Here is a 26,087-nt window from a genome sequence, read left to right on the forward strand (position 1 = left end):
TTTTTTTTCGCCGCTTCGAACTCTTCGGCGCTGACGCTGCCGTTGCCGTCTTTGTCCAGACGCTCGAACATCTTGGCCGGATCGTGGCGCTGCGTCATCTCTTCCATCGAGAGTTTGCCGTCGTCATTGGCGTCCATACGCTCGATCATGCGGGCGCCCTTGTCACCGCCCTTATGACCGTGCTTGCCGCCCTCTTTGCCGCCGCGCTTGCCACCGTGTTTATCGCCCATGGCTTCCAATTCGGAAGCGTCGAGGCTGCCGTTGCCATCGGTGTCGAAACGCTCAACCATCTTGGCGGCGCGATCGGCGCGGCGTGCATCGCCTGCGGCCTTCAGCTCTTCGCCGGTCACGAAACCGTCGCCATCGGCATCAACCTTGGCAAAACGCGCCTCGGCATGGGCCTGAAACTCTGCCTGCGTGATCGCACCGTTGCCATCTGCGTCAAGCTGCTGGAACCGGTCCTGCCCGCTTGGCTGGGCGGTGGCGGCCACGGCACCCACGGCCAACAATCCGCTGAGGGCTGCGATCTTCATATTGGTACGAATGGTCATCTTGATACTCCTCGTTTTTTAAAGATCGTCTCACGCTTTTGCGCCGCGATCACAGGGTCAAACGGCGGGGCCCGAAACTTCCGTCGCAGGTTTTCAAACTTTTTTCGAGAAAATCGGCCAAGCCCCACCCTGCGCGACATGGCGCCGCAACGGCAACCTCCGGTCTTTTCATTTCACGCCCCAGACTGCATCTATCCCTCAACCAGAGGATCGCCCCATGTCACAAACCCAGCAATTGTCCCCCGACACCGCAGAGACCGACGCCAGCGAAGAGCGGCCCCGCCTGCCTGCCATGCTGCGCGGCTGGCGTGGCAAATGCCCCTCCTGCGGGGGCGGAGAGCTGCTGCATGGCTATCTGAAGGTAAACGACGACTGCGCGGTCTGCCGTCAGGAGTTCCACCACCACCGCGCCGATGACGGCCCGGCCTATCTGACGATTCTGTTGGTCGGTCACCTTTTGGCACCGGGGCTGCACATCGCCTATGTTGTCTGGCGGCCCGAACCTCTGACCCTGTTCACCATTTTTGCGGTTGGCTGCACGGCGCTGTCGCTTTACCTTCTGCCCAGACTGAAGGGGGCCATGATCGGCTTTCAATGGGCCAAAAGGATGGGCGGCTTCGGCCGGTCAAGCTAAGGCGGCCTGCCCTTCGGCCCCTGACTGCCGGAGCGCTACCGCATGACCATCGACAAGACCAAAATCCGCAACGCCGCCACGGTGATCGTGCTGCGCGACCGCCATGAGACCCCGCATATCCTGATGGGCCAACGCGGGGCCAAGGCGGCCTTCATGCCGAATAAATTCGTCTTTCCCGGCGGGGCGGTGGACGCGGGTGATGCCGATGTGCCCCTTGCCGCACCGGTGAACGCGCTTTGCCACGGCAGGCTCTGCGATGATGCCGAGCCGTCGCTCGCCCATGCCATCGCCGTTGCCGCCATTCGTGAACTTTGGGAAGAGACCGGTCTGGTGCTGGGCCGCAAGGGCGCATGGCAGGGGGATGTGCCGCCCGACTGGCAGAGCTTTGCCGCCACGGGCCATTTGCCCGATGCCTCTGCCCTGCAATTCGTGTTTCGCGCCCTGACCCCGCCGGGCCGCCCACGCCGCTTCGACGCGCGGTTCTTTCTGGTGGATGCCGACGACATCGCCAGCGACCCCGATGATTTCGATGCCGCCTGTGATGAGCTGTCACATCTGCAATGGGTGCCGCTGAGCCGGGCGCGGTCTTTCGACATGCCCTTCATCACCGAGGTCGTATTGGCCGAGGTCGCCGCCCGGGCGCGCGACACCAGCCCGCCTGCCTCGGTCCCGTTTTTCAAGAACAACGACGAAGAAAGCCTGTTCCTGCGTCTGCATGGCCGCCCGATGACGGGCTAGGTCACCAAAACCAGCATCAGGATCGAGACCGCCAGCACCGCCATGCCAGCCCACTCCCGGCGCGAAATTCGCTCGCGAAAGAACAGGGTCGTGGCCGCGATGCTCAGCATCAGTTCCACCTGCCCCAAGGCTTTCACATAGGCCGCGTTTTGCAAGGTGAAGGCGATGAACCAACAGAGCGACCCGCCCATCGAGGTCAGACCGATCCAAACCGCCACCCGCCGCGCGGCCCAGACCCGGCGCATTTGCCCCGGTTCGCGCAGGCGCAGCCAAAGGGCCATGATCAGCGTCTGCATCAGCACCACCGCCGCCAGCGTCACCCCTGCCCGCAACAGCGGATCGCCCGAGGCCACGGCGAGCGAGGCGCCGCGATAACAGACCGCCGAGATCGCGAAGAGAAAACCCGAGGCGATGCCCAGCCCCGCCGCACGGTTGCGCAGATCGCTAAGGCGCAGCCCCTGCGCCTCGGCCCCGCCGGACAGAAGCAGCAGCCCCAGCACGCCAAGGGCGATGGCCGCAAAGCCCGCGCCCGAGACGCCCTCGCCCAGCACGATCCAGCCCATCAGAACGGTCTGAATCACCTCGGTCTTCTTGAAAGTGATGCCCACGGCGAAATTGCGCTGCTTGAACAACAGCACCACGCAGACCGTCGCCATGATCTGCGCCGTGCCGCCCATCGCCCCGTACAGCCAGAAGCCCGCCCCAAGCGGCGGCACCCCCTGCCCGCTCAGCGCCAGATAGAGCGGCAGCAACAGCGCCACGAAGGGCGCGGAATAGAGAAACCGCGAAAAGGTCGCCCCGCCTGCCGAAAGCGTATCGGTCGCCAGATGTTTTTGCAGCATGAAGCGCCCGGTCTGAAAGACGGCGGCGGCGAGGGTGACGAGGATCCACAGATCGGGGGCGAAAGCACTGTCCATAACAGCCTATAGGCCGAAGGCGGGCGGCAGGGCCAGTGCCTTAGGGTCTCATCTCTAGGGCCCCGAGGTCATAGCCGTTGAAGGCCAAGATCTCCTGCGCGGCGGCGATCCGGTCCGCCCCGCCTGTCGCCTGACGGTCGAGGATCCAGCCATATCCGCCATCGGGGCTGCCGATGACCGCCGTGCGGAAGCCTTCGTCGACCCAAAGCACCCAGAAAGGCCGCTCGGCCCCGCCGACGGCGGCTCGCATCATGTAACGGCCCGGCCCCTCTGCGCTCAGCGCCCAAAGGGTGCGGGTGTTGCGGCATCCGGCGCTGTCGCAGGTCTGGCGCTGTTCGATCAGGGTCGGCCCTTCCGGCGCGAAGGTCACGGCCTTCAGGTCGGCGTCACCGGGGAATGCCGCCCGGACCTGCCACTCGCCGCCAAAACGCGCCGCGTCATAGCGGCTGGTGGCCCCGATCAAAGCCTCCGCATCGCGAAACCCGGTCTGCGCGGGCGCGCCTCGCCGCCGCTACACGCCGCGAGGGCGCCCAACAGCAGCAACATGCCCCCCCGCCGCGCCAAATGCATCCCGAAGCGGGCCATCAATAGGGCATCGGATGGGCTTTATGCGCCGCGTCGAGATCGGCCATCACCTCATCGCTCAAGGTCAGCTCCGCCCCGCCAAGCGCCACGTCAAGCTGCTCAAGGCTGGTCGCGCCAAAGATGACCGAGCCCATGAAGGGCCGTGTCGCACACCATGCCAGCGCCATCTGCACCGGATCGAGCCCATGTTTCTCAGCTACATTGAGATAGGCCGCGACCGCCTCAAAGGCGCGGGGGGTGACCCGACCGCCCAGATCTTCGTTCAGCGACAGGCGCGACCCGGCGGGGATCTTCCCGCCCTGATATTTCCCGGTCAGCAACCCCGCGGCCAGCGGAGAGAAGGCCAGCATGTCAATCTGCTCATTGACGCAGGTCTCGGACACATCGGTATCGGCCAGTCGGCACATCAGCGAATATTCGTTCTGCACCGAGATCGGGCGCGGCCCGCCCACCCGTTCGGCCACGGCGGCCCATTGGGTCAGCCCCCAAGCGCTTTCGTTGCTAAGGCCGAAGGCGCGGATCGTCCCGCGTTCGACCTCACGTTGCAGCACGCCAAGCGTGTCTTCCATATGCGCAATGGTCTCGGCCCGGTTCTGGTTCGACGGGTCGTAGTGCCAATTCTTGCGGAACATATAGCTGCCGCGGTTGGGCCAGTGGAATTGATAAAGGTCGATGTAATCCGTCTGCAAGCGCTTCAGCGAACCTTCGATGGCGCCGGGGATCGTGTCGGAGGAAATCGGCGCACCCTCGCGGGCGTGCTGCATCCCCTCGCCGGAGTGTTTGCTGGCCAGAACCACCTCGTCCCGCCGCTTGTCGCGGGCGAACCACTGGCCGATGATCTCTTCCGTCCGGCCAATCGTCTCGGCGCTGATCGGGTTCACGGGGTACATCTCGGCGGTGTCGATGAAGTTGATCCCGGCCTCCAGCGCGCGGTCGATCTGCGCATGGCCCTCCTCGGCGGTGTTCTGGGTGCCCCATGTCATGGAGCCCAAACAGAAATGCGAGACCTCGATATCGCTAGAGCCGAGCTTTTTCATCTTCATCTTTTGGTCCTCGCTTGTGTTTTGCCCGCAACCTAGCCGCCTGCCCGGCCTTCGCAAGGGCAATTGGCCCGCGCCGATCCTAGCACCCCGACAAAAGCGCGGCCTCGGTGCTTTCGGCCTTCCGTTTGGGCAGCAATGGACGCAATCTGCGCCCATGCGCCTGCTCATATCCTTCGCCGCCCTGTTCTTCTCGGTCATCCTTCTGCAACTCTCCACCGGGGGTGTGGGGCCGATCGACGTGTTGTCAGGCGCGCAGCTTGGGTTCAGCCGACAGGAAATCGGTATGCTCGGCTCGGCCCATTTTCTGGGGTTCTTCATCGGCTGCTGGTGGGCGCCTCGGTTGATGGGCAGCGTCGGCCACAGCCGCGCCTTTGCCGCCTTCACCGCCGCCGGATCAATCGGCCTGATGGCGCATATGATGGTGGTGGACCCTTACGCATGGGGGCTGATGCGTGTCGCGTCAGGCATGTGCGTGGCGGGCTGCTATACGGTGATCGAAGCATGGATGCAGGCCAAGGTCACCAATGAGACCCGCGGGCGCACCATGGGCGTTTACCGGGTGGTGGACATGAGCGGCTCGCTCGCCGCGCAGTTGATCGTGGGCGTGCTCGCCCCGGCGTCTTACGTCTCTTACAACCTGCTGGCCATCGGCTGCTGTGCTGCCCTCTTGCCGCTGACGCTGACCAAGGTCCGCCCGCCCGAAACGCCCAGCCAGCCACGGCTGCGCCCACGCCTCGCCTTTGACCGCTCACCGCTGGCGGCGGCGGGGGTCATCGTGGCCGCCGTCTCCAGCGCGTCTTTCCGCATGGTCGGGCCGATCTACGGTCAAGAAGTCGGCCTCAGCGCGCCGCAAATCGCGTGGTTCCTTGCCGCCTTCGTGCTGGGCGGTGCGCTTGCGCAATACCCCATGGGGATGCTGGCCGATAAGTTCGACCGCCGCTGGGTGCTGATCTGGCTCTCGGTCGCTGCGATGGGCGGCTGTGCGGTCACCGTGATGGGCGCGGGCTATGGCACGGCGGGGATCATGCTCTCGGCCGGGCTTTTCGGCGCCACGACCTTTCCGATCTATTCGGTCTCTGCCGCCCATGCCCATGACTTTGCCAGTTCCGACGAGCGGGTAGAGCTTTCCGCCGCCCTGATGTTCTTTTTCGCTCTGGGTGCCATCGGCGCGCCCTATCTCGCCTCGGTCCTGATCGACAATTTCGGCGCGGCGGCGCTTTTCGCGATGATCGCGGCGGCGCATGGGGGGTTGGTGGTCTTTGGCCTTGCCCGGATGCGCGCGCGCCCCACCTTGGCCGAGCGGACGCCCTACGTCTACGCGCCACGGACCAGCTTTCTCATCGGGCGGCTCTTGGGCCGCGCGCGGGACCGCGACTGACCGGTCCCGTCTTTTGCTGGAACTGGCGCAGCCCTTGCGATAAGGCTGCGCCAAGCACGGGAATATTTATATGACACGCCACCTCATCACCTCCGCCATCCCCTATATCAACGGGATCAAACATCTGGGTAACCTCGTGGGCAGCCAGCTGCCTGCGGACCTCTACGCGCGCTATCAGCGTGGCCGGGGGCAGGATGTTCTGTTCCTCTGCGCCACGGACGAGCACGGCACCCCCGCCGAGCTTGCCGCCGCGAAAGCGGGCAAACCGGTCGATGAATATTGCGCCGAGATGTATGAAACACAGGCCCGCATCGCCGAAGGGTTCGGCCTGTCCTTCGATCACTTTGGCCGCTCGTCCAGCCCGCAGAACCGCAAGCTCACGCAGCATTTCGCAGGCGCGCTGGCCGACCGCGGGCTGATCGAAGAGGTCTCCCAACGGCAGATTTATTCGCCGACCGACGGGCGCTTCCTGCCCGACCGCTATGTCGAGGGCACCTGCCCCAACTGCGGCTTCGAGGATGCGCGCGGCGATCAATGCGACAATTGCACCAAGCAACTCGACCCCGAGGACCTGATCAACCCGCGCTCGACGATCTCGGGCGCCACTGATCTGGAGATGCGCGAGACGAAGCACCTGTTCCTCAAGCAAAGCCAACTCAAGGACGAGCTCGACGCTTGGATCGACAGCAAGACCGACTGGCCCGTGCTGACCACCTCCATCGCCAAGAAATGGCTGCATGACGGCGACGGGCTGCAAGACCGTGGCATCACCCGCGACCTGAGCTGGGGCGTGCCGGTGAAACGCGGCGATCAGGATTGGCCGGGCATGGAAGGCAAGGTCTTTTACGTCTGGTTCGACGCGCCCATCGAATACATCGCCTGCGCGCAGGAATGGGTCGATGCGGGCAAAGGCGTCGATTGGGAAAGCTGGTGGCGCACCGACCGCGGCGCCGAAGACGTGCGCTACACCCAGTTCATGGGCAAGGACAATGTCCCCTTCCACACGCTCAGCTTCCCCGCCACGATCAAGGGCTCGGGCGAGCCGTGGAAGCACTGGTGGATTACATCAAGTCCTTCAATTACCTCAATTATGACGGCGGTCAGTTCTCCACCTCGCGTGGGCGCGGCGTCTTCATGGATCAGGCGTTGGAAATCCTGCCGGCGGATTACTGGCGCTGGTGGCTCTTGAGCCATGCGCCTGAGACCTCGGATGCCGAATTCACTTGGGAAAATTTCCAAGCCTCGGTGAACAAGGATTTGGCCGACGTACTGGGCAATTTCGTCAGCCGGATCACCAAGTTCTGCCGCTCCAAATTCGGCGAAGCGGTGCCCGAGGCCGGCGAATACGGCGAGGCGGAACAGGCGCTGATCGAAGACATCACCGCCCGCGTCGCCCGTTACGAGACGCTGATGGAGGCGATGGAGGTCCGCAAGTCCGCCGCCGAACTGCGCGGCATCTGGGCGGCGGGCAACGAATATCTGCAAGCCCAAGCGCCTTGGACCACCTTCAAGACCGACCCCGACCGCGCGGCGGCGCAGGTGCGGCTGGCGCTGAACCTGATCCCGCTCTACGCCGTGCTTTCCGCACCCTTCATCCCCACGGCCTCGGCCTCGATGCTGGCGGCGATGAAGGTCGAAGACATGCCCTGGCCCGACGATGTGCCCGCGGCCTTGGGCAAGCTTGCCCCCGGCCACGGCTTTGAAGTGCCCGAAGTGCTTTTTGCCAAGATCAGCGATGAGGACCGCGAAAGCTGGGCCGAACGTTTCGCCGGTAAGCGCGACTGATCAGAAATGTCGGAACAGCGGCGCGGGTTGTGCGCCGCTGTTTCGTTCTACGGCGAAGGCGCTCGGCTAACCGCTCCGCGCGCGCTTTCCGCCTGAGACCGCGCGCACCGGCCCCACGCCATTCGCCGCCGCTTCGACACCCCGAAACCGGACGCCATGCCGCCGCCCCTCGGGATCCCGCTCCGCCGTGAGCCAGCCGTGGACAATGCGGGCCGTCTCTTCCCCCGGGTGCATCTGAAAGCCGCCCTGCGGCGCCAGCCCCTCAAGCGCCTGCGCCCAAAGCGTGCCGATCTCAGCCCCATCGCAGAGCCGCGGCCCGAACAGATCGCTGATATGCTGCCCGATCAGGCAATCCCCCAGCCCATAGGTGACACCGCAGGCCGCCTCATTGGCATGGCAAACGCGCCCATCGGGAGAGAATACCACGTCGATTTCGGCCATATCGGCCTTGACCGGGGATAGGATGGCCTCACCCGCGGCCCCCTTCCCGCCCGCGGGGCCGGGAGAGGGCACAAGCGCTCCGCGAAGCCCTCCCTTGGGCCGACCATCAAGGTTCTGCCTAAACATGCGCCGCTCTGCCGCGAAAACGATGGAGATGAGCGGGAGTTGCCCTGAGGTAAGGCTGTCCTCCCCAGCAGCGGTATCTCCGTCTGACATGCTCACCCTCTCACGCGGCCCGTCGAGCCTTGCCGCGCCGCACCACCCAACGGAGCCCAGCATCCGAGCAACATAGCCCCGCAGGCAAAAAACCATGCGCCGTAAGAGGTTAAACGATCGCCCTCCTTTCCCTGAACCTGCCATCTGCCGCCTCTACCTCGTCCCGCCCCACTGCCGACCTTGGGAGAGGATTAGCGGCAAGGTCTTACCACGGAGTTAAAAAATGTAGGCACAGTGTGAACTTGCGAGAGACTTATTTTCGCCCTATTCCGACAGCAATTAACCAAGTGTTAATATCAGATAGGATAAAGATGTTCCGGGTCGCCCATACAATTCATCACGATCACGACCTCGGGCTCGTGCTGCTTGCAGCACTTCTTTGTATCTTCGGCAGCTGGGTGGTGGCACGGCTCTATCGGCATGTGCTTGAACAGCCGCGTCGCCAGGCGTTGATCTGGTGCTATCTGACCGCGATGACAGCGGGGGTGACGATCTGGTGCACCCATTTCATCGCGATCCTTGCCTATCAGCTCGACGCGCCGGCGACGTTCCATTTCTCGCTCACCTTCCTGTCGCTGATCATCGCCATCGTCGGCTCGATCTTGGGCGTCGTCATCGCCGGGCTGCTCAAATCCCGACGGGCCACGGTTCTGGGCGGGACGATCTTTGGGCTGGCGATTTCGGCCATGCATTACACCGGCATGGTGGCCTATCGCGTGCAGGGCGCGATCCATTGGGACATGGGGTATCTGACCGCCTCCGTCATCATCGCGGTCGTCCTTGCAACCCTCGCGCTTGGCGCAGCGGGCCGTGGGGGCAAGGGCAGCGTGGTGTGGATGACCGCGCTTTTGGCGATGGCGATCATCCTGCTCCATTTCACCGGCATGGCTGCTTTTCAGGTCACCCCGCTGGCCGCGCAGCCGCTTTACGCCAACCCAGTTGAATATAGATTAATCGCGCTGATCATCGCCGGCACCGCCGCCATCATCGCGCTGGCCGCGCTCTTTAGCTATGTTGTCGAAAACCGCACTCGCAACGAAAGCGTCGAGGAACTGCGAAAGGCCCGCGATGCCGCCGAAAGTGCCAGCCGGGCGAAATCGGAATTCATGAGCGTGCTCAGCCACGAATTGCGCACCCCGCTGACCATCGTGATCGGCTACGCCAGCTTCCTGTCGGAACTCAAACGCCACAACCTCGCCAAGCTGGGCCCTGAGGAGCATCCCGGGTCCGAGCATTTCAGCAAAATGGGTGATCAGGCGGAACTCTACGGCCAGCGCATCAAATTCGCGGGCGGGCAATTGTTGACCATTATCAACGACATCCTCGACTATACGAATATGGAGTTGAACGACCTCGCGCTCGACAAGACGGCCTTCGACACCCGCGCGCTTTTGGAGGAAGTGGTCGAAGAGCACCACGGCGCCGCGCATGACAAGACCGCTACGCTGCATATCGACACCCCGCCGCTCACCGTCACCGCTGACCGCCGCCGCAGCCTGCAACTGCTGGGCCATATCGTCGGCAATGCGCTGAAATTCTCTAAGGCGCGGGACATCTATCTGCGCGCGCGCCTGCACGCGGGCGGGTTTGTTTTCGAGGTCGAAGACAATGGCGTCGGCATCGCCGCGCAGGATTTGGACCGCATTTTCGAGGCTTTCACCCAGATCGAAGACGCCGATGACCGCGCCGAGGGCGGCACCGGGCTGGGGCTGGCGATCTGCAAGAAACTGGCCCTTGCCCATGGCGGCGACATCACGGTCAAAAGCACGCTTGGTCAGGGCACGACCTTTACCGTCTTCATCCCCGGCGCCACGCAATTGGCAGAGCCTGCGACGCTGGCCCAAGCAAGCTAAGCCTTTGAAAACAGTGGTGCGGGCGGGGGGGACTCGAACCCACACGGGGCTACGCCCCAACAGATTTTAAGTCTGGTATGTCTACCATTCCATCACGCCCGCATCGGGGCGCACAATAAGCATCACGCGGGCGGTGTAAATGGGCGAATGCCCCCGGCCCCATGGTTCTGGCACGATGCTTCAGGCCGTATCGGCCAGCATGGTTTCCTTCACCGCCTCCATCGCCACATAGGTCGAGGTGCTGGCCACATGCGGCAGGGTTGAAATCACCTCCCCCAGAAAGCGACGATATTCTGACATGTTCCGCGTGCGCACCTTGATCAGATAGTCGAAATGGCTCGCGATCATATGGGCCTGTTCGATCTCTGGCACCTTAGCCACGGCAAGGTTGAAGGCCCGCAAGGCCGCCTCGCGCGTGTCGTTCAGGCGCACCTCGACAAAGGCGACATGATCCAGCCCCAGCCGGATCGGGTCCAAAAGGGCGCGATAGCCAAGGATCACGCCGCTTTCCTCCAACCGGCGCAGACGCGCTTGGGTGGGGGATTTCGACAGGCCGATGCGGCGGGCAAGATCGGTGATGCTGATGCGCCCGTCCTCGGCCAACACCGATAGAATCGCGCTGTCGAACCGGTCCAGATTGAAAAGTTCATTTGACATGCGGTGACCCTCTCGTTCAGTCCCAACGACTATCATGACAGACATATTAAGTCGATTAGCCTGCTCAACATGCGGTATTCTGGTCCAAACATCAACTGGAGCTTGCCATGGCCCTCGATCACGCCCCCGCCCTTCGCCAAACCATCGACGCGCGCACCTATGCTGAGCCTGACGCGCTGCTGACCGAGCTCAAGGCGCAGGCCGATCTTTCGCCCGAGGACCGCGCCAAGATCACCGCCGATGCTGCGGGTCTGGTGCGTGACATCCGCGGCACCTCGGCCCCCGGCATGATGGAAGTCTTCCTTGCCGAATATGGCCTCAGCACCGAGGAAGGCGTGGCGCTGATGTGTCTCGCCGAGGCGCTGCTGCGCGTGCCGGATGCCGAGACCATCGATGCGCTGATCGAAGACAAGATCGCCCCGTCGGACTGGGGCCGCCACATGGGGCATTCGACCTCGAGCCTTGTCAACGCCTCGACATGGGCGCTGATGCTGACGGGCCGCGTGCTGGATGATGACCAGCCCGGCCCGGTGCGCCACCTGCGGGCGGCGATCAAACGTCTGGGGGAGCCGGTGATCCGCACCGCCGTCAGCCGCGCCATGCGCGAGATGGGCCGCCAGTTCGTGCTGGGCGAGGACATTCAGGCCGCGATGAAACGCGCCCGCGGCATGGAGAAGAAGGGCTTCACCTATAGCTACGACATGCTGGGCGAAGCCGCGCGGACCGAGGCCGATGCCAAACGCTATCACCTCAGCTATTCCCGCGCGATCTCGGCCATTGCAGATGCCTGCACCCATGACGACATCCGCAAGAACCCCGGCATTTCGGTCAAGCTCTCGGCCCTGCACCCGCGTTACGAGTTGGCGCAGGAAGAGGCCGTGATGCGCGATTTGGTGCCACGCCTCCGGGCGCTGGCGCTCTTGGCGAAATCGGCTGGCATGGGCCTCAACATCGATGCCGAGGAGGCCGACCGTTTGGCACTCTCGCTCGAGGTGATCGACACGGTGATGGGCGAGCCCGCGCTGGCCGGTTGGGACGGTTTCGGCGTGGTCGTGCAGGCCTACGGCCCGCGCGCCGGCGTGGTGATCGACACGCTTTATGACATGGCGCAGCGTCATGACCGCCGCATCATGGTGCGGCTGGTCAAGGGCGCCTATTGGGACACCGAGATCAAGCAAGCGCAGGTTGAGGGGATCGACGGTTTCCCGGTCTTCACCCGCAAGGCGGCCACGGATGTCAGCTACATCGCCAATGCCCGCAAACTCTTGGGCATGACCGACCGCATCTACCCGCAGTTCGCCACCCATAACGCCCATACCGTCGCCGCCGTGCTGCATATGGCCGACGACCCCGAGGCCTACGAGTTCCAGCGCCTGCATGGCATGGGCGAGACGCTGCATGACATCGTTATGCAGAAACACGGCACCCGCTGCCGCATCTACGCTCCCGTCGGCGCGCACCGCGATCTGCTGGCCTATCTCGTCCGGCGTCTGCTGGAGAACGGCGCGAACTCCAGCTTCGTGAACCAGATCGTTGACGAGGACGTGCCGCCAGAAGTCGTGGCCGCCGACCCCTTCGACCAACTTCAGGACAACGCCCCAACGATCCCGAAAGGGCCAGAGGTGTTCCAACCGCAGCGCGCCAATGCGCGGGGCTTCGATCTGGCGCATACTCCAACCCTCGCCGCGATCGAAGAAGCCCGCGCCCCCTTCGCGGACGCCACATGGGAAGCCGCACCGCTGCTGGCGGGCGAAGCTGCGCCCGAGGCGGATGAAACCGTCGCCAATCCCACCGGGGGTGCCTCTCCCGGCACGGTGCGCCCTGCTTCCGAGGCCGATGTGGCCACGGCGCTCGACAATGCCGCGCCTTGGGACGCCTCGCTGAACACCCGCCGCGCCACGCTTCTGCGCGCCGCCGACATGTTCGAGGACCGCTATGGCGAGATCTTTGCCATCCTTGCCCGCGAAGCCGGTAAGCAACTGCCCGACTGCGTGGCCGAGCTGCGCGAGGCGGTGGATTTCCTGCGCTACTACGCCGGTCAGGCCACCAACGAGCCGCCCGCGGACATCTTCACCTGCATCTCGCCGTGGAACTTCCCGCTGGCGATCTTCTGCGGGCAGGTCACGGCAGCATTGGCCGCAGGCAATGCCGTACTGGCCAAACCGGCCGAACAAACCCCGCTGATCGCACAGCTTGCCGTCAAGGTGCTGCACGAGGCCGGCGTGCCGCGCGCGGCGCTGCAACTGCTGCCGGGCGGCGGCGAGGTGGGCGCGGCACTCACGGGCGACGCCCGCGTCAACGGCGTGGCCTTCACCGGCTCCACCGCCACCGCCCTGCGCATCCGCGCCAACATGGCCGAACACTGCGCCCCCGGCACCCCGCTGATTGCCGAGACCGGCGGTCTTAACGCCATGATCGTCGACAGCACCGCCCTGCCCGAGCAGGCCGTGCAGGCGATCGTCGAAAGCGCCTTCCAGTCCGCGGGCCAGCGCTGCTCCGCCGTGCGCTGCCTCTACGTGCAAGAGGACATCGCCGAGGACCTGATCACCATGCTCAAGGGCGCAATGCAGGCGCTGCGCATGGGCGATCCGTGGCATCTGTCGACCGACGTGGGCCCCGTCATCGATAATGCCGCGCGCCAGACCATCGTCGATCATGTCGAGGCCGCCCGCGCGGAGGGCCGGCTGATCGCCGAATTGAAAGCGCCCGAAGGCGGCACTTTCGTCGGCCCCGCGATCCTGCGGGTGAACGGCATCAGCGACATGAAGCGGGAAATCTTCGGCCCCGTGCTGCATGTGGCGACCTTCAAGAGCCATGAGCTCGACGCCGTGATCGACGCGATCAATGCAACCGGCTACGGCCTCACCTTCGGCCTGCACACGCGGATCGACGACCGGGTGCAGCATGTCTCGGAGCGGATCGAGGCGGGCAATATCTATGTGAACCGCAACCAGATCGGCGCCATCGTCGGCAGCCAGCCCTTCGGTGGCGAGGGGCTTTCGGGCACCGGGCCGAAGGCGGGCGGGCCGAACTATCTGGAGCGTTTCGCGGCGCCCGACCATCAGGAGGCCGCGGGCACATGGGACAACGCGCAGCAGAGCCTGCCCGACCTCCCCGCGCATCCCTCCACCGTGCTTGAAACCCAGTCGATGCCCGGGCCGACCGGCGAGAGCAACCGCCTCTCCACTCTGCCCCGCCCCGCGCTTCTCTGCATGGGACCGGGGGCCGAGGCGGCCACGGCGCAGGCCAAGGCCGTGCGCGCCCTCGGCGGTGTCGCGGTTGAGGCCACAGGCCGCATCGACCCCGAAGGGCTCACCACCGGCCCGGCCTATGGCGGCGTGCTCTGGTGGGGCGATGAGGAGACGGCGCGGCAGATCGACAAGGCGCTGGCGGCCCGCGAGGGGGCGATCATCCCGCTTCTGCGCGGCAAGCCCGACACCGCGCGCGTCCGCGCCGAGCGCCATGTCTGTGTTGACACCACCGCCTCGGGCGGCAATGCACAGCTCTTGGGAATGATGGCCTGAACGGGCCGCGCAATGAGGGGGAGCGCCATGCTGACGAACCGCGATATCGAAGAGTTGACGCAGTTTCGCAGGGCGCTCCACCAATACCCCGAGATCTCGGGCGAGGAAGTGGAGACCGCCCGAACCATCGCGGCGGAACTGGAAAAGCTCGCGCCTACGCGCATCCTCACCGGCCTTGGCGGGAATGGGGTGGCGGCGGTTTTCGATAGCGGCAACCCCGGCCCCACGGTGCTCTTCCGCGCGGAACTCGACGCCCTGCCGATCCCCGAGGAACATGACATTCCTTGGGTCTCTAAGGTGCCGGGCAAGTCCCACGTCTGCGGCCACGACGGTCATATGACCATGCTCTTGGCGCTCGGTCGGATGATCGGGCGCCGCCCCGTCGCAAAGGGCCGCGTGGTGCTGATGTTCCAACCGGCCGAGGAGGACGGCAGCGGCGCGCGGGCGGTGGTGAACGACCCCACCTATGCCGAGATCGCTGCCGATTACGCCTTTGCCATCCATGTCGAGCCGGGCCGCCCCTTTGGCCATGTCGACACCGCGCCCGCGCTGATCAACTGCGCCTCGAAAGGCATCTCCATCGCCCTGCACGGCAAGACCGCCCATGCCGCCAGCCCCGAGGATGGCACCTCCCCCGCCCTTGCGCTGGCCGAGTTGATCCCGGCGCTGCAAGCGCTCGGCCCCGGCGGGCCGCTTGACGATGACTTCCGTCTCGTCACCCTCACCCATCTGCGCATGGGCGAGCCGACCTTTGGCGTCGCCCCTGGCGAAGCGGCGCTCTATGCCACCCTGCGCAGCACCCGCGACGATGCGCTGGCCGAGATCGAAGTGGCCCTGCACGCCGAAGTCGCCCGCGTGACCGAGGCCCATGGGCTGACGGCAGCTTTCGCGGAATCAGACCATTTCGCCGCCTCCATCAACCACCCCGAAGCCTACGCGATCGCCGCCGCGGCGATGGACGCGCTTGGCGTGTCGCACGGGCAGAAAAACTTGCCGATGCGCGCCTCCGAGGATTTCGGCCTGTTCGGGCGCGATGCCAAGGCCGCGATGCTCTGCCTTGGCCCCGGCGAGGGCTACGCCGCCCTGCACAATCCCGATTACGATTTCCCCGATGATCTGATCCCCTTAGGCGCCGGTATTTTTGAGCGGATCGCACGGGATTTGCTCGGTTCCGCTTGACAGAAGCCCCCGCGGGCGCAGCTAAGGGCATGACGATCCCCCGCGCCGCTTGACGCTGCGGACGACTTGGCAAAGGCTGGCCCGCATGTTCCCGATCCGCGATCACAACCCCTCGGGCCGAACGCCCTTCGTCACCTATGGGCTGATGGCGCTCAACATTGGGGTGTTCCTGTCGTCCCTGTCGCTGATGGCGGATGAGCGCGCCTTGGCCGAGTTTTACTACAGCTACGCCCTGCTGCCCGCGCGGCTGAGCCATGGGGAGGGGTATTTCGGCCTCATCACCTCGCAATTTCTGCATGGCGGCTGGATGCATCTGGCGGGTAACATGCTGTTTTTGTGGATATTCGGCGACAATGTCGAAGATGAGATGGGCCATGGGCGCTATCTGCTGTTCTACCTTGCCTGCGGCATCGCCGCGGGTCTGGGCCAAGTCGTGACAGAACCGCTCTCATGGGTGCCTATGGTCGGGGCCTCGGGCGCGATTGCGGGGGTGATGGGAGGCTACCTGCTGCTCTTCCCCCGTGCCAAGGTCGACATTCTGGTGATCTTTATCGTGTTTTTCCGCATCTTCGCGATCCCGGCGTGGATCATGCTGGGCCTGTGGTTCGGCATGCAATTCATTGGCGGGATCGGGGCCACGCCGGGCACCGGCGGGGTGGCCTATTGGGCCCATGCGGGCGGGTTCATCGCGGGGCTGCTGCTGACCTTGCCGCTCTGGCTGCGGCGGGGCGGCTTTGCCTTTTGGCGGCAAACCCACGGCCATCCGCCCCATGCCGCCGCAGACTATGACCTGAGCGAAAGTCGCATTCCGAAAGTGAGACGCAAATGACCGAAACCTCCGAAACCCGCCGCGCCTCTTGCCACTGCGGGGCCGTGGTGATCGAAGCGCTGTTTCCGCGCGGTCTGGCCTCGGCCGCGCGCTGCACCTGCTCCTTTTGCCGCCGCCGCGGCGCCGCCACGGTAACGGCTCCGGTCGAGACGGTGACCGTGTTGAAAGGGGCCGAGAACCTCACGCTCTACACTTGGGGCACGCATACGGCGCAGCACTATTTCTGTAAGACCTGCGGCATCTACACCCACCACCGCCGCCGCTCGAACCCCGATGAATGCGGCGTGAACCTTGGTGCGATCGAAGGGGTCCTGCCTTGGGAGATGGAGCCGCTGCCCTATAGCGATGGCATCAACCACCCTTCGGACCGCGACCCCGGTTAGAGGCTGGAAATCACCCCCTGCATCCGGGCCAGCAACCCCGGTTGTGGCGCGGCTTGTTCGCGGCGCTGCTCCACGCTTTCGTGCAGCCGCTCGGACGGGTCCGCGCCCACCACCCGGCGGCGGCGGGTCACCAGCATCTTGCCATAGCCGCGCCAGCGCCCGATGGAGGGCGCGGCGGGATCTTGATCGAACCGCGTGGCCCAACCTGCGGGCAGTGGCAGGCCGCTTTCCTCCATCCGCGACAGCAGCCAGACCAGCGGGATATTGGCCAAGGGGCGCGCGGCCTCATGCCCGCCCAACTGGCCGCCCACGTCGCCATGGGTGCCGGGGAACCAGACCTGCTCAAGCCGCCCGTCATAGCCCTCGGGCGTGGTCCATAGCACCGGGGCATAGGCGACGCGGGTCTCGTTCAGGGCCAGCGCCTGAAAGCCGTTCTTCACGTTGCGGCTCAGGTCGTGGTTGTGGAACATATGCAGCGGCTGCGAGAACCGCCAGAACAGCGGCGCGTTGAGTCCCAGCGACTTGACCGTATCCCAAACGCCAATCGCCTCGATCTCAACCTCGGGGTGGCAGTTGGCCCGGGCAAAGAGTTCGCCCGCCTTACTCAGATGATGCGCCTCATAATGGCGGTAAACATCGCGGATGTTACGCTCTGTCGCCACCTCGGCGCGCAGAAGCCCCACCCGGTCGATCACCCCGGCGAGGGAGCGTACCGCATAGCCGCCGCGCGAATAGCCCAGCAGGAAAATCCGATCTCCGGGTCGGTAGCGCGAGGCGAGATATCCATAGGCGCGGCGGATTTGCCGGTTGATCCCGCGGCCCAAGATCACATCCATAGCGCTGCGCCAATCGCGCCATTGCAGCCCCGGCTCGTAATAGATCGACAGGGCGCTGCCCATCTCGCGGCAGAGGCCATAGGCAATGCCCGCATTGGTCTCGCGCCCCAGTTCGAGCGAGGACATGGTCCCGTCGAGGATGATAACATGGGTCACCGCCCCCCGGCGCGGGCCGAAGTCGCTTTCAGGCCGCCGCCAGAACCGCCCGAAGAGCCGTTGGAACAGGGTTTTACTCGGCTGCGATTGCGGCACCTTGCAGCATCTCCCAGACCCGGTGCGGGGTGAACGGCATATCTGCCTGCCGCACGCCGCGTTCCCACAGGGCATCTTGCACCGCATTCGACACCGCCGCCAAGGCGCCAACGGTGCCCGCCTCCCCGCAGCCCTTCATGCCCATGACATTGGCCGTGGAGGGCACCGGTTCGGAGGTGAAGGAGATCATCGGCAGATCGGCCGCGCGGGGCATGGCGTAATCCATGAAGGTGGCGGTCAAAAGCTGGCCGTCCTCGTCATAGACCACCCGCTCCTGCACCGCTTGGCCAATGCCCTGCGCCACACCGCCATGGACTTGCCCCTCGGCCAGCATCGGGTTGATCAGATTGCCGAAATCGTCGACCACCGTGTAACGGTCGAGCGTCACCACCCCGGTTTCGGGGTCGATCACCACCTCGGCCACATGCGCCCCGTTGGGATAGCTGCGCCCCGGCAGGCTGGCGCGTTCGTGATGGCTCAGCAGATCGTCCCGGCCCTTGGCGCGGGCCATCTCGGCCACCTCAAGCATGGTCGGGCTGATGTTCGACCCTTCCGCGCGAAAGCGTTCGTCGTCAAAGGTGATATCCGCAGCAGCGACGCCCAACTCTTCGGCCAGAAAGGCGGTGAAGACTTCGGTGATCTTCGCCACTGTGGCCAAGGTCGCCGTATTCTGCGTGGTGACCGAGCGCGAACCGCCGGTGCCGCCACCCTTCTTGATCAGATCGCTGTCGCCCTGCACCACGTCGATCCGCTCGGCGGGGATGCCAGTCTGATCCGAGAGGAACTGCGCATAGACCGTCTCATGCCCCTGCCCATTGCTTTGGGTGCCGACATAGATCGTCACCCGGCCATCGCCCTCGAAAACCACTTTGGCCCCTTCGGAGGGATCGCCCAAAATGCTCTCGATATAGTAACACAGCCCCTGACCGCGCAGCAGGCCGCGCTTGGCATCCGCCGCCCGGCGCGCGGCAAAACCGTCGCGGTCGGCCTCTTGCCCCACACGGGCCAGCAGCCGCGCGAAATCGCCCACGTCGTAAAGCTCGCCCGTGGCAGTGGTATAGGGGAATTGCTCAGGCTTGATGAAGTTGATCCGCCGCAACTCCCACGGATCGACGCCCAACTCACGCGCCGCACGGTCCATCAGCCGCTCCAGCACATAGATCGCTTCGGGCCGTCCGGCCCCACGGTAGGCGTCGACCTGCACGGTGTTGGTGTAGAACCCTTCGACATGCAGATAGGTGTCTTGCACGTCATAGACGCCCATCAAGACCTTGGAGAAGAGCTGCGACTGGATCGGCTGGCCGAACTGGCTGTTATAAGCCCCAAGGTTGCAGCGTGTATCGACACGGTAGGCGGTGATCTTGTGGTTTTCGTCAAAGGCAAACTCGGCCCAAGACAACAGATCGCGCCCCCCGTTGTCGGTGAGCATGGCTTCGGTCCGCTCCGACATCCAGCGCACCGGACGGCCCAGCGCCCGCGCGGCTTGGGCCACGCAGAAATACTCCGGGTAGGTCATCGCCTTCATGCCGAACCCACCGCCCACATCGGGATTGGTCACGCGCACCGCGTCTTCGGGCAGGCCGAAGGCTTTGGTCAGAAACCCCTTATGCGCCCAGACGCCCTGCCCGCCCAGCGCCACATGCAACCGGCCCTCTGTCCATTCGGCATAGCAGCCACGCGGCTCCATGGAGTTGACGATGATACGATTATCCCCCACCTCCAGCTTGACGCGATGGGCGGCCTTGGCAAAAGCCGCCTCGACCTTGGCCTCATCGCCCATATGCCAGTCAAAGGCGCGGTTGTCGGGGGCCTCTGCATGCAGGGTCTCACCGCCCTGGGCGACATCCATCTTGGCGGGCAGATCGTCAGCGTCGAAAAGGATCATCTCCGCCGCGTCGCGGGCCTGTTGCAAACTCTCGGCCACCACCAGCGCCACCGGCTCGCCCACATAGCGCACGCGGTCCTTGGCCAGCATCGGACGCAGCGGTGCCGCCCCTTTGCTGCCATCACGGTTGTCGACGACCGTATGCGGCAGGGCGATATTCAGTCCCGCCGCCTCCAGATCGGCGCAGGTCAGCACCAGATGCACGCCATCCGCCGCGCGGGCATCGTCTACGTCCAACTCAGTGATCACCCCATGGGCCACGGGCGCGCGGAAAAAAAACGCCATGCAGCGCCTCGGCGGGGGCGATATCATCAACATAGCGGCCCGCACCGGTCAGGAAGCGGTGGTCTTCCACCCGTTTGACCGGCTGGCTTTTCCCGAACTTTTCCATCTGACACCGCCCTTGCTGCCCTGCCTCTTTCAGCGCAACAGTAGCGGGCGCGCCGCCAGTGTCCAGAGGCTCAGGCCGCCTTGCGGGTAAGCGCGCCTTCAAGGCTTGAGACCAGTGTCACCCCTGCCAACCCATAGCCGTTGAAGGCGGTCGACATGGCGATGGAATAGGCCCCCATGCCGCCGAACAAGAGGTAATCCCCGGTTTGCGCATCTTCGGGCAGCGGCAGCCCATCGGGCAGACGGTCCAGCGAATCGCAGGTCGGGCCGAAGACCACGCGCGGCTTGGCTGCCCCCTGACGCCGCATGCCATCGGGGCCGACCACATCGACAAGCCCCGAAAGCCCCATGTCGCGCAGATCAGGCAGCCCGCCATAGATACCATCGTTCAGAAAGACAGTCCGCCCGTCGTTGCGCATCCCCTTGATGCGGGTGGCCAACACGGCGGCATCGGCCACCATCGCACGGCCCGGCTCGCAGAGCAGCGCAGGCGCACCCGCGCCAAAGCTCTCGGCCAGCGCCGCTTTGACGGCGGCAAAGACGGCTCGGTGGTCCGGCGCGTCAAACCCACGGTCCACGGCGAAGCCCCCGCCGATGTTCAGCCGGTCGATCGAGACACCGGCCATGCGCAGAATATCCGCCGCCGCATGGACATATTGCACCCAAGCCTGCGGATCGTTGCACTGCGTGCCGGGGTGGAAACACATCGACGGCGTGAACCCCATCTCGACAACCGCGCGCAACAGCACCGCCGCCTCTTCAGGGACCGCGCCGAATTTTGAGCCGAAGTCATAGGCCGCGCCCTTCACCGGCAAGGCAAAGCGCACCGCCACCTCATTGTCGCGCGGCACGTCGCGCAGCTTGGCCAGTTCCGACATGTCGTCGACCGACCAGCTATAGACCCGCGCCGCGATCCCGGCCTCCACCTCGGAGGTCGAGCGCACGGGGTTGTTGTAATGCAGCACCGCCTGCGGGCAGACCGCCCGCACCGCCGCCATCTCTGCCGGAGAGGCGACATCGAAGGTGGTGATCCCTGCCGCGACAAGGTTCGACAGCACCTCCGCCCGGTCGTTCGCCTTGATCGCATAGGTCACCAGCCCGTCGAAATCCGCCTGAAACCGCCGCGCGGTGGCTTGCAGCACCGAAGGGGCCAGAAACAACGCCGGCGCGTCGGGGCGGTGTTTCGCCAGATAGGCTGTGGGCGTGTCGGAAAGGGGAGTGATATGCTGCATGGGGGCCTCTTCACTGCTTTTCCCCAGTGAAGCGCGAATTTTGGTCGATTCATCGTGTCATACCGCCTAAAGTGATGCGAACTTTGGGCGAAGTGACAGCATGACGGCACAACTTGACGATACCGACCGCGCTTTGATCGCGGCGCTGCAATCCAATGCTCGCCAGCCGGTCGCCGATCTGGCGCGCGGCCTTGGCCTTGCCCGCACCACCGTTCAAGCCCGGCTGGAACGGTTGGAACGCGGCGGCGCCATCCTCGGCTATACGCTGCGTTTGGGCGAAGCGGCCCGCGCGCCGCTACATGCCACGGCGCTGGTCAATATCGAGCTGCGCGCAGGCCCCGCGGTTTTAGCGCGGCTGCGCAGCCTGCCTGCGGTGCAGGTGGTGCATACCACCTCGGGCCGCTTTGACCTACTGGTGCAGATCGCGGCGCAAACCACGCAGGAGTTGGACGAGACCCTCGACCGCATTGGCGAGACGCGCGGCGTCAAGGGCAGTGAGAGCCTGATCCACCTCAGCACCAAGATCGACCGCAGCGGCTGAGCCCTGCCCCCGCGCCTCAAGCCCCTGTCAGGGGTCTTTCCCTTACCGCGCCAGAGCGCTAAACGGGGCGCAACAAAAGGGATCATGACCATGGCACTCGAAAAGACCTTCAACGCCGCCGAGGCGGAAAGCCGCATCTACGCCGATTGGGAGACCAAGGGCGCGTTCAAAGCGGGCGCGAATGCGCAGCGGGACGCGCATTTCTCGGTGATGATCCCGCCGCCGAATGTCACCGGCTCGCTGCACATGGGCCATGCCTTCAACAACACGCTACAGGATATCCTCGTGCGCTGGCACCGGATGCAGGGTTTCGACACGCTGTGGCAGCCGGGTCAGGACCACGCGGGGATTGCCACGCAGATGGTGGTGGAACGCGAATTGGCCGCCACCGGCCAGCCCGGCCGCCGCGAGCTGGGCCGCGAGGCTTTCACCGCCAAGGTCTGGGAGCAAAAGCAGAAATCCGGCGGCACGATCATCGACCAGCTGCGCCGTCTGGGTGCCTCCTGCGACTGGTCGCGCAACGCCTTCACCATGTCCGGCGCGCCCGGCGCCCCCGAGGGCGAGGAAGGCAACTTCCACGATGCCGTGATCAAGGTCTTCGTGGACATGTACAACAAGGGGCTGATCTACCGCGGCAAGCGGCTGGTCAACTGGGATCCGCATTTCGAGACCGCGATCTCCGACCTCGAGGTCGAGAGCACCGAGGTCGACGGCCACATGTGGCACCTCAAATACCCCCTCGCGGGCGGTGAAACCTATACCTATGTGGAGAAGGACGAAGACGGCAACGTGCTCTTCGAGGAAGAGCGCGACTATATTTCCATCGCCACCACCCGGCCCGAGACCATGCTGGGCGACGGTGCTGTTGCAGTTCATCCATCAGATGCGCGTTACGCCTCAATCGTCGGTAAACTTTGCGAAATTCCCGTTGGCCCGAAAGAGCAGCGCCGCCTCATTCCGATCATCACCGACGAATATCCGGACAAGAACTTCGGCTCGGGCGCGGTGAAGATCACCGGTGCGCATGACTTCAACGACTACGGCGTCGCCAAGCGCAACAACATCCCGCTCTACGCGCTGATGGACACCCAAGGCCGGATGCGCGCCGATGGCTTGCCCTACGATCAGGCCGCCGCCCGCGCGCAGGCCATCGCCGAGGGCTCCGAAGCCGCGCCCGAGGACGCAACCGAGATCAACCTGGTTCCGGAAGCCTACCGTGGCCTCGATCGTTTCGAGGCCCGCAAGCGCGTGGTCGAAGACGTGACAGCCGAAGGCCTCGCCGTGATGACCGAGGCGACCGATCCCCGCCTTGGCCGCGCCGCCAAGAAGGCCCCCGTCGAGCCCGGCGAGGGCGGCGAGATGCGCACCGAGGAAGAGAACCTCGTGCCGCTAGTGGAGGCCAAGAAGATCATGCAGCCCTTCGGCGACCGCTCCAAGGTGGTGATCGAGCCGATGCTGACCGACCAGTGGTTCGTCGCCACCGACAAGATCGTGCAGCCCGCCATCGACGCCGTGCGCTCGGGAGAAGTGACGATCCTGCCCGAACAGGACCGCAAGGTGTATTTCCATTGGCTTGAGAACATCGAGCCGTGGTGCATTTCGCGTCAGCTTTGGTGGGGCCATCAGATCCCGGTGTGGTTCGACGACGAGGGCAACGAATATTGCGCCCCCACCGAGGAAGAGGCGCAGGCCATGGCGCCGGGCAAGACCCTGCGCCGCGATCCCGACGTGCTCGACACGTGGTTCTCCTCCGGCCTCTGGCCCATCGGCACGCTGGGCTGGCCCGAGCAGACGGCGGAGCTGGAAAAATACTTCCCCACCTCCGTGCTGGTCACCGGCTTCGACATCATCTTCTTCTGGGTCGCCCGGATGATGATGATGCAATATGCCGTGGTCGACCAAAAACCCTTCGACACCGTCTATGTCCACGCGCTGGTGCGCGACGAGAAGGGCAAGAAGATGTCGAAAAGCTTGGGCAATGTGCTCGATCCGCTGGAGCTGATCGACGACTACGGCGCCGACGCCGTGCGCTTCACCCTGACCTCGATGGCGGCGATGGGGCGCGATCTGAAGCTCTCGACGCAGCGCATCGCGGGCTACCGCAACTTCGGCACCAAGCTGTGGAACGCGCATCGCTTTGCCGAGATGAACGGCGTGTTTGAGGCCATGCCCGCCGCCTTGCCGCAGCCCACCGCCACGCTGAACAAGTGGATCGTGGGCGAGACCGCCCGGGTGCGCGAGGAGGTCGATGCCGCACTCGGCAACTTCCGCTTCAACGACGCGGCCAACGCGCTCTACGCCTTTGTTTGGGGCAAGGTCTGCGACTGGTATGTGGAGCTGTCGAAGCCTCTGTTGCAGGACGACGCGCCCGAGGCTGCGGAAACCCGTGCGACCATGGCTTGGGTGCTGGAGCAATGCCTGATCCTGCTTCACCCGATCATGCCCTTCATCACCGAGGAGCTCTGGCAGACCACCGCCAAGCGCGATGAGCTTCTGGCCCTCACCGATTGGCCCGCCTACACCACTGCCGATCTGCTCGATGCCGACGCGGACCGGGAGCTCAATTGGGTGATCGGCCTCATCGAGAGCATCCGCTCGGCGCGCCAGCAGATGCACGTGCCCGCCGGGCTGAAAGTGCCGATGCTGGTGACAGAGATGGACGAGGCAGCACAAGGGGCATGGGACCGCAACGAGGTGATGATCAAGCGTCTGGCGCGGGTTGAGAGCCTCGAGAAGGCCGACAGCTTCCCCAAGGGCACCGTCTCGATCGCGGCCCCGGGGGCGAGCTTCGGCCTGCCCTTGGCCGGCCTCATCGACATCGACGCCGAGAAGGCGCGTCTGCAGAAATCGCTCGACAAGCTGGGCAAGGAGATCGGTGGGCTGAAGGGGCGTTTGAACAACCCCAAGTTCGCCGCCTCCGCGCCGGAAGAGGTGGTGGCCGAAGCGCAGGCGAACCTCGCGGCGCGTCAGGAAGAGGCGGACCAATTGCAGGCGGCACTGGACCGGTTGGCGGAACTGGGCTGAGACCAACAAAGCCGGGCAGCGCCAGACCGCGGGATGGCGCTGCATAGGGGGCAGTTGGGCAGTTTATCTCCGCCGCGTTTACGCCAAGTTCGCAGGAATGCACTTCGATTGCAAAAGAGCCAGCCCGGGGGCGGTCTGGCGCTGCCCGGCGGCCTTGCGGCCTTGTTTCCGGGCTGTAGCGAGACGGGCAATCGGCGTGCTAGCCGGGGAGTGCCAGACCGCGGGTTGGCGCATCTAACGCGCCAGTTGGGCAATTTATCCCCGCAGCACTTACGCCAAGCTCACAGGACAGCACTTCGGTTGCAAAAGCGCCAGCCCGTTCGGGCGGTCTGGCGCTGCCCGGCGGCCTGCGGCCTTGATTCCGGGCTGTCAGGCGCAAGGCCAATGCCGCGCTTGCCGTCCTACTTAAACACCGCAGGCCGCTTGCCGAACTCCGCCGCGATCACCTCCATCTGCTCGGGCTTGCCCAACAGCGCCGCCTGCTCGCGCGACTCGGCCTCAAGCACATCCAAATCCGACGCCCCCGACTCCGCATAGCCAATCAACCGTTTCGCCGCCTTCACCGCGTTCGGCCCCTTCCCCGCGATCACCTGCGCCAGCTCCAACGCCGCCGCCTGCGGGTCTTCGGCGACCTCGGTCACCAGCCCCCAACGCTCGGCCTGCGTGGCCTCCACGGGCGCGGCGGTATAGGTCAACCGCCGCAACACGTCCGAGCGCACCAGCCGCGGCAGCAGCACCATACCGCCCATATCCGGCACGATGCCCCATTTCATCTCCATCACCGCGAGCTTCGTATCCGGCGCGGCAATCCGAATATCTGCCCCAAGCGCCAGCTGCATCCCGGCGCCGAAAACCACCCCATGCAGCGCCGCGATCACCGGGATTTCCAAACGGTGCCAAACCATCGACACCTCTTGCCATTTGTTCGTCGAGCCCTCGCCATGGCTGCGGGGCATGATCAGCGCCTCAACATCCTGCCCCAGCATCCCCGACAGCCCGCCAATATCAATGCCCGCGCAAAAGCCTTTGCCCTCGCCCGAGAGCAACACCACCCGGGCGTCCGAGGCCGCAACCTCCTGCCCTGCCGCGATGATCGCCTCGATCATCTCATCATCCACCGCGTTCATCTTGTCGGCGCGGGTGAGGGTGACATGGGCGATATGGTCTTCGATCCGGGTGGTGACGCGGGGCATGGCTGTTCTCCTGAATGTTTG

Annotated in this window: 19 protein-coding genes, 1 tRNA gene and 2 pseudogenes; 11 read left to right on the forward strand and 11 right to left on the reverse strand. The window is 64.9% G+C overall.

What is annotated here, in order from left to right; genetic code table 11:
* Positions 1–551: calcium sensor EFh (locus FCK22_RS11890; RefSeq protein WP_136720445.1), on the reverse strand; the 551-nt coding region annotated here is incomplete at its 3' end.
* A 217-nt stretch (positions 552–768) separates the two neighbouring features.
* On the opposite strand from FCK22_RS11890, the gene FCK22_RS11895 reads away from it, so the two are divergent.
* Both FCK22_RS11895 and FCK22_RS11900 read left to right on the forward strand, forming a co-directional pair.
* On the forward strand, positions 769–1,185 hold the full coding sequence (locus FCK22_RS11895; protein ID WP_067264746.1) for a DUF983 domain-containing protein: 417 nt from the start codon (positions 769–771) through the stop codon (positions 1,183–1,185).
* 42 nt (positions 1,186–1,227) lie between these two features.
* Complete coding sequence (locus FCK22_RS11900) at positions 1,228–1,923, forward strand: NUDIX hydrolase (protein WP_067264743.1); 696 nt, start codon at positions 1,228–1,230, stop codon at positions 1,921–1,923.
* Here FCK22_RS11900 and FCK22_RS11905 read toward each other — a convergent pair.
* The 3 genes from FCK22_RS11905 to FCK22_RS11915 form a co-directional block, all read right to left on the reverse strand.
* Positions 1,920–2,840 carry a DMT family transporter gene (locus FCK22_RS11905; RefSeq protein ID WP_067264741.1) on the reverse strand — a complete coding sequence of 307 codons (921 nt, stop codon included), beginning with the start codon at positions 2,838–2,840 and terminating at the stop codon, positions 1,920–1,922. The genes FCK22_RS11900 and FCK22_RS11905 overlap by 4 nt on opposite strands.
* A gap of 40 nt (positions 2,841–2,880) precedes the next feature.
* On the reverse strand, positions 2,881–3,303 hold the full coding sequence (locus FCK22_RS11910) for a lipocalin family protein (RefSeq protein ID WP_136720439.1): 423 nt from the start codon (positions 3,301–3,303) through the stop codon (positions 2,881–2,883).
* 121 nt (positions 3,304–3,424) lie between these two features.
* Positions 3,425–4,468: an aldo/keto reductase gene (locus tag FCK22_RS11915; RefSeq protein ID WP_067267477.1), complete on the reverse strand. Its 1,044-nt coding sequence runs from the start codon at positions 4,466–4,468 to the stop codon at positions 3,425–3,427.
* A gap of 154 nt (positions 4,469–4,622) precedes the next feature.
* On the opposite strand from FCK22_RS11915, the gene FCK22_RS11920 reads away from it, so the two are divergent.
* Together FCK22_RS11920 and metG are read left to right on the forward strand one after the other, a co-directional pair.
* Entirely contained in the window at positions 4,623–5,846 is a 1,224-nt protein-coding gene (locus FCK22_RS11920) for an MFS transporter (protein WP_067267478.1), read from the forward strand.
* A gap of 70 nt (positions 5,847–5,916) precedes the next feature.
* A pseudogene (metG, locus tag FCK22_RS11925) lies at positions 5,917–7,631 on the forward strand (methionine--tRNA ligase).
* Between the two features lie 66 nt (positions 7,632–7,697).
* Here the strand turns inward: metG and FCK22_RS18930 are convergent.
* Positions 7,698–8,288, reverse strand: coding sequence for a PAS domain-containing protein (locus tag FCK22_RS18930; RefSeq protein ID WP_197471005.1), 591 nt, complete (start codon positions 8,286–8,288; stop codon positions 7,698–7,700).
* 311 nt (positions 8,289–8,599) lie between these two features.
* Between FCK22_RS18930 and FCK22_RS11935 the strand changes: the two genes are divergently transcribed.
* Positions 8,600–10,141, forward strand: coding sequence for an MHYT domain-containing protein (locus FCK22_RS11935; RefSeq protein WP_067267483.1), 1,542 nt, complete (start codon positions 8,600–8,602; stop codon positions 10,139–10,141).
* 14 nt (positions 10,142–10,155) lie between these two features.
* Here the strand turns inward: FCK22_RS11935 and FCK22_RS11940 are convergent.
* Positions 10,156–10,243, reverse strand: a tRNA-Leu gene (locus tag FCK22_RS11940).
* 78 nt (positions 10,244–10,321) lie between these two features.
* Complete coding sequence (locus tag FCK22_RS11945; RefSeq protein WP_067267484.1) at positions 10,322–10,798, reverse strand: Lrp/AsnC ligand binding domain-containing protein; 477 nt, start codon at positions 10,796–10,798, stop codon at positions 10,322–10,324.
* A 107-nt stretch (positions 10,799–10,905) separates the two neighbouring features.
* Here FCK22_RS11945 and putA point away from each other — a divergent pair, with 107 nt between their 5' ends.
* The 4 genes from putA to FCK22_RS11965 all read left to right on the forward strand — a co-directional run bounded on the left by putA (position 10,906) and on the right by FCK22_RS11965 (position 16,713).
* Positions 10,906–14,322, forward strand: a complete 3,417-nt coding sequence (gene putA, locus FCK22_RS11950; RefSeq protein WP_067267486.1) for a bifunctional proline dehydrogenase/L-glutamate gamma-semialdehyde dehydrogenase PutA — start codon at positions 10,906–10,908, stop codon at positions 14,320–14,322.
* 27 nt (positions 14,323–14,349) lie between these two features.
* Positions 14,350–15,501: an amidohydrolase gene (locus FCK22_RS11955; protein WP_067267487.1), complete on the forward strand. Its 1,152-nt coding sequence runs from the start codon at positions 14,350–14,352 to the stop codon at positions 15,499–15,501.
* Positions 15,502–15,586: 85 nt separating this feature from the next.
* Positions 15,587–16,330, forward strand: a complete 744-nt coding sequence (locus tag FCK22_RS11960; RefSeq protein ID WP_067267488.1) for a rhomboid family intramembrane serine protease — start codon at positions 15,587–15,589, stop codon at positions 16,328–16,330.
* Complete coding sequence (locus tag FCK22_RS11965) at positions 16,327–16,713, forward strand: GFA family protein (protein WP_067267489.1); 387 nt, start codon at positions 16,327–16,329, stop codon at positions 16,711–16,713. The genes FCK22_RS11960 and FCK22_RS11965 overlap by 4 nt, the downstream gene beginning before the upstream one ends.
* Here FCK22_RS11965 and FCK22_RS11970 read toward each other — a convergent pair.
* From FCK22_RS11970 to FCK22_RS11980, 3 genes and pseudogenes are all read right to left on the reverse strand, one after another.
* Complete coding sequence (locus FCK22_RS11970) at positions 16,710–17,705, reverse strand: DUF2235 domain-containing protein (protein WP_231886435.1); 996 nt, start codon at positions 17,703–17,705, stop codon at positions 16,710–16,712. The genes FCK22_RS11965 and FCK22_RS11970 overlap by 4 nt on opposite strands.
* A gap of 73 nt (positions 17,706–17,778) precedes the next feature.
* Positions 17,779–20,077: pseudogene (locus FCK22_RS11975) on the reverse strand (xanthine dehydrogenase family protein molybdopterin-binding subunit).
* Positions 20,078–20,147: 70 nt separating this feature from the next.
* Positions 20,148–21,308 carry a type III PLP-dependent enzyme gene (locus FCK22_RS11980; protein ID WP_067267495.1) on the reverse strand — a complete coding sequence of 387 codons (1,161 nt, stop codon included), beginning with the start codon at positions 21,306–21,308 and terminating at the stop codon, positions 20,148–20,150.
* Positions 21,309–21,408: 100 nt separating this feature from the next.
* Here FCK22_RS11980 and FCK22_RS11985 point away from each other — a divergent pair, with 100 nt between their 5' ends.
* The gene (locus FCK22_RS11985) at positions 21,409–21,849 is read left to right on the forward strand and encodes an Lrp/AsnC family transcriptional regulator (protein WP_067267498.1); all 441 of its coding nucleotides are present in this window, start codon (positions 21,409–21,411) and stop codon (positions 21,847–21,849) included.
* A gap of 90 nt (positions 21,850–21,939) precedes the next feature.
* The gene (locus FCK22_RS11990; RefSeq protein WP_136720440.1) at positions 21,940–24,873 is read left to right on the forward strand and encodes a valine--tRNA ligase; all 2,934 of its coding nucleotides are present in this window, start codon (positions 21,940–21,942) and stop codon (positions 24,871–24,873) included.
* A gap of 401 nt (positions 24,874–25,274) precedes the next feature.
* Here FCK22_RS11990 and FCK22_RS11995 read toward each other — a convergent pair whose 3' ends face one another.
* Positions 25,275–26,066 carry a crotonase/enoyl-CoA hydratase family protein gene (locus FCK22_RS11995; RefSeq protein WP_067264668.1) on the reverse strand — a complete coding sequence of 264 codons (792 nt, stop codon included), beginning with the start codon at positions 26,064–26,066 and terminating at the stop codon, positions 25,275–25,277.
* Between the last annotated feature and the right edge of the window lie 21 nt (positions 26,067–26,087).

Origin of the sequence: Sulfitobacter sp. 15WGC (genome assembly GCF_005068605.1) — a bacterium.
Classification (GTDB): domain Bacteria; phylum Pseudomonadota; class Alphaproteobacteria; order Rhodobacterales; family Rhodobacteraceae; genus Sulfitobacter; species Sulfitobacter faviae.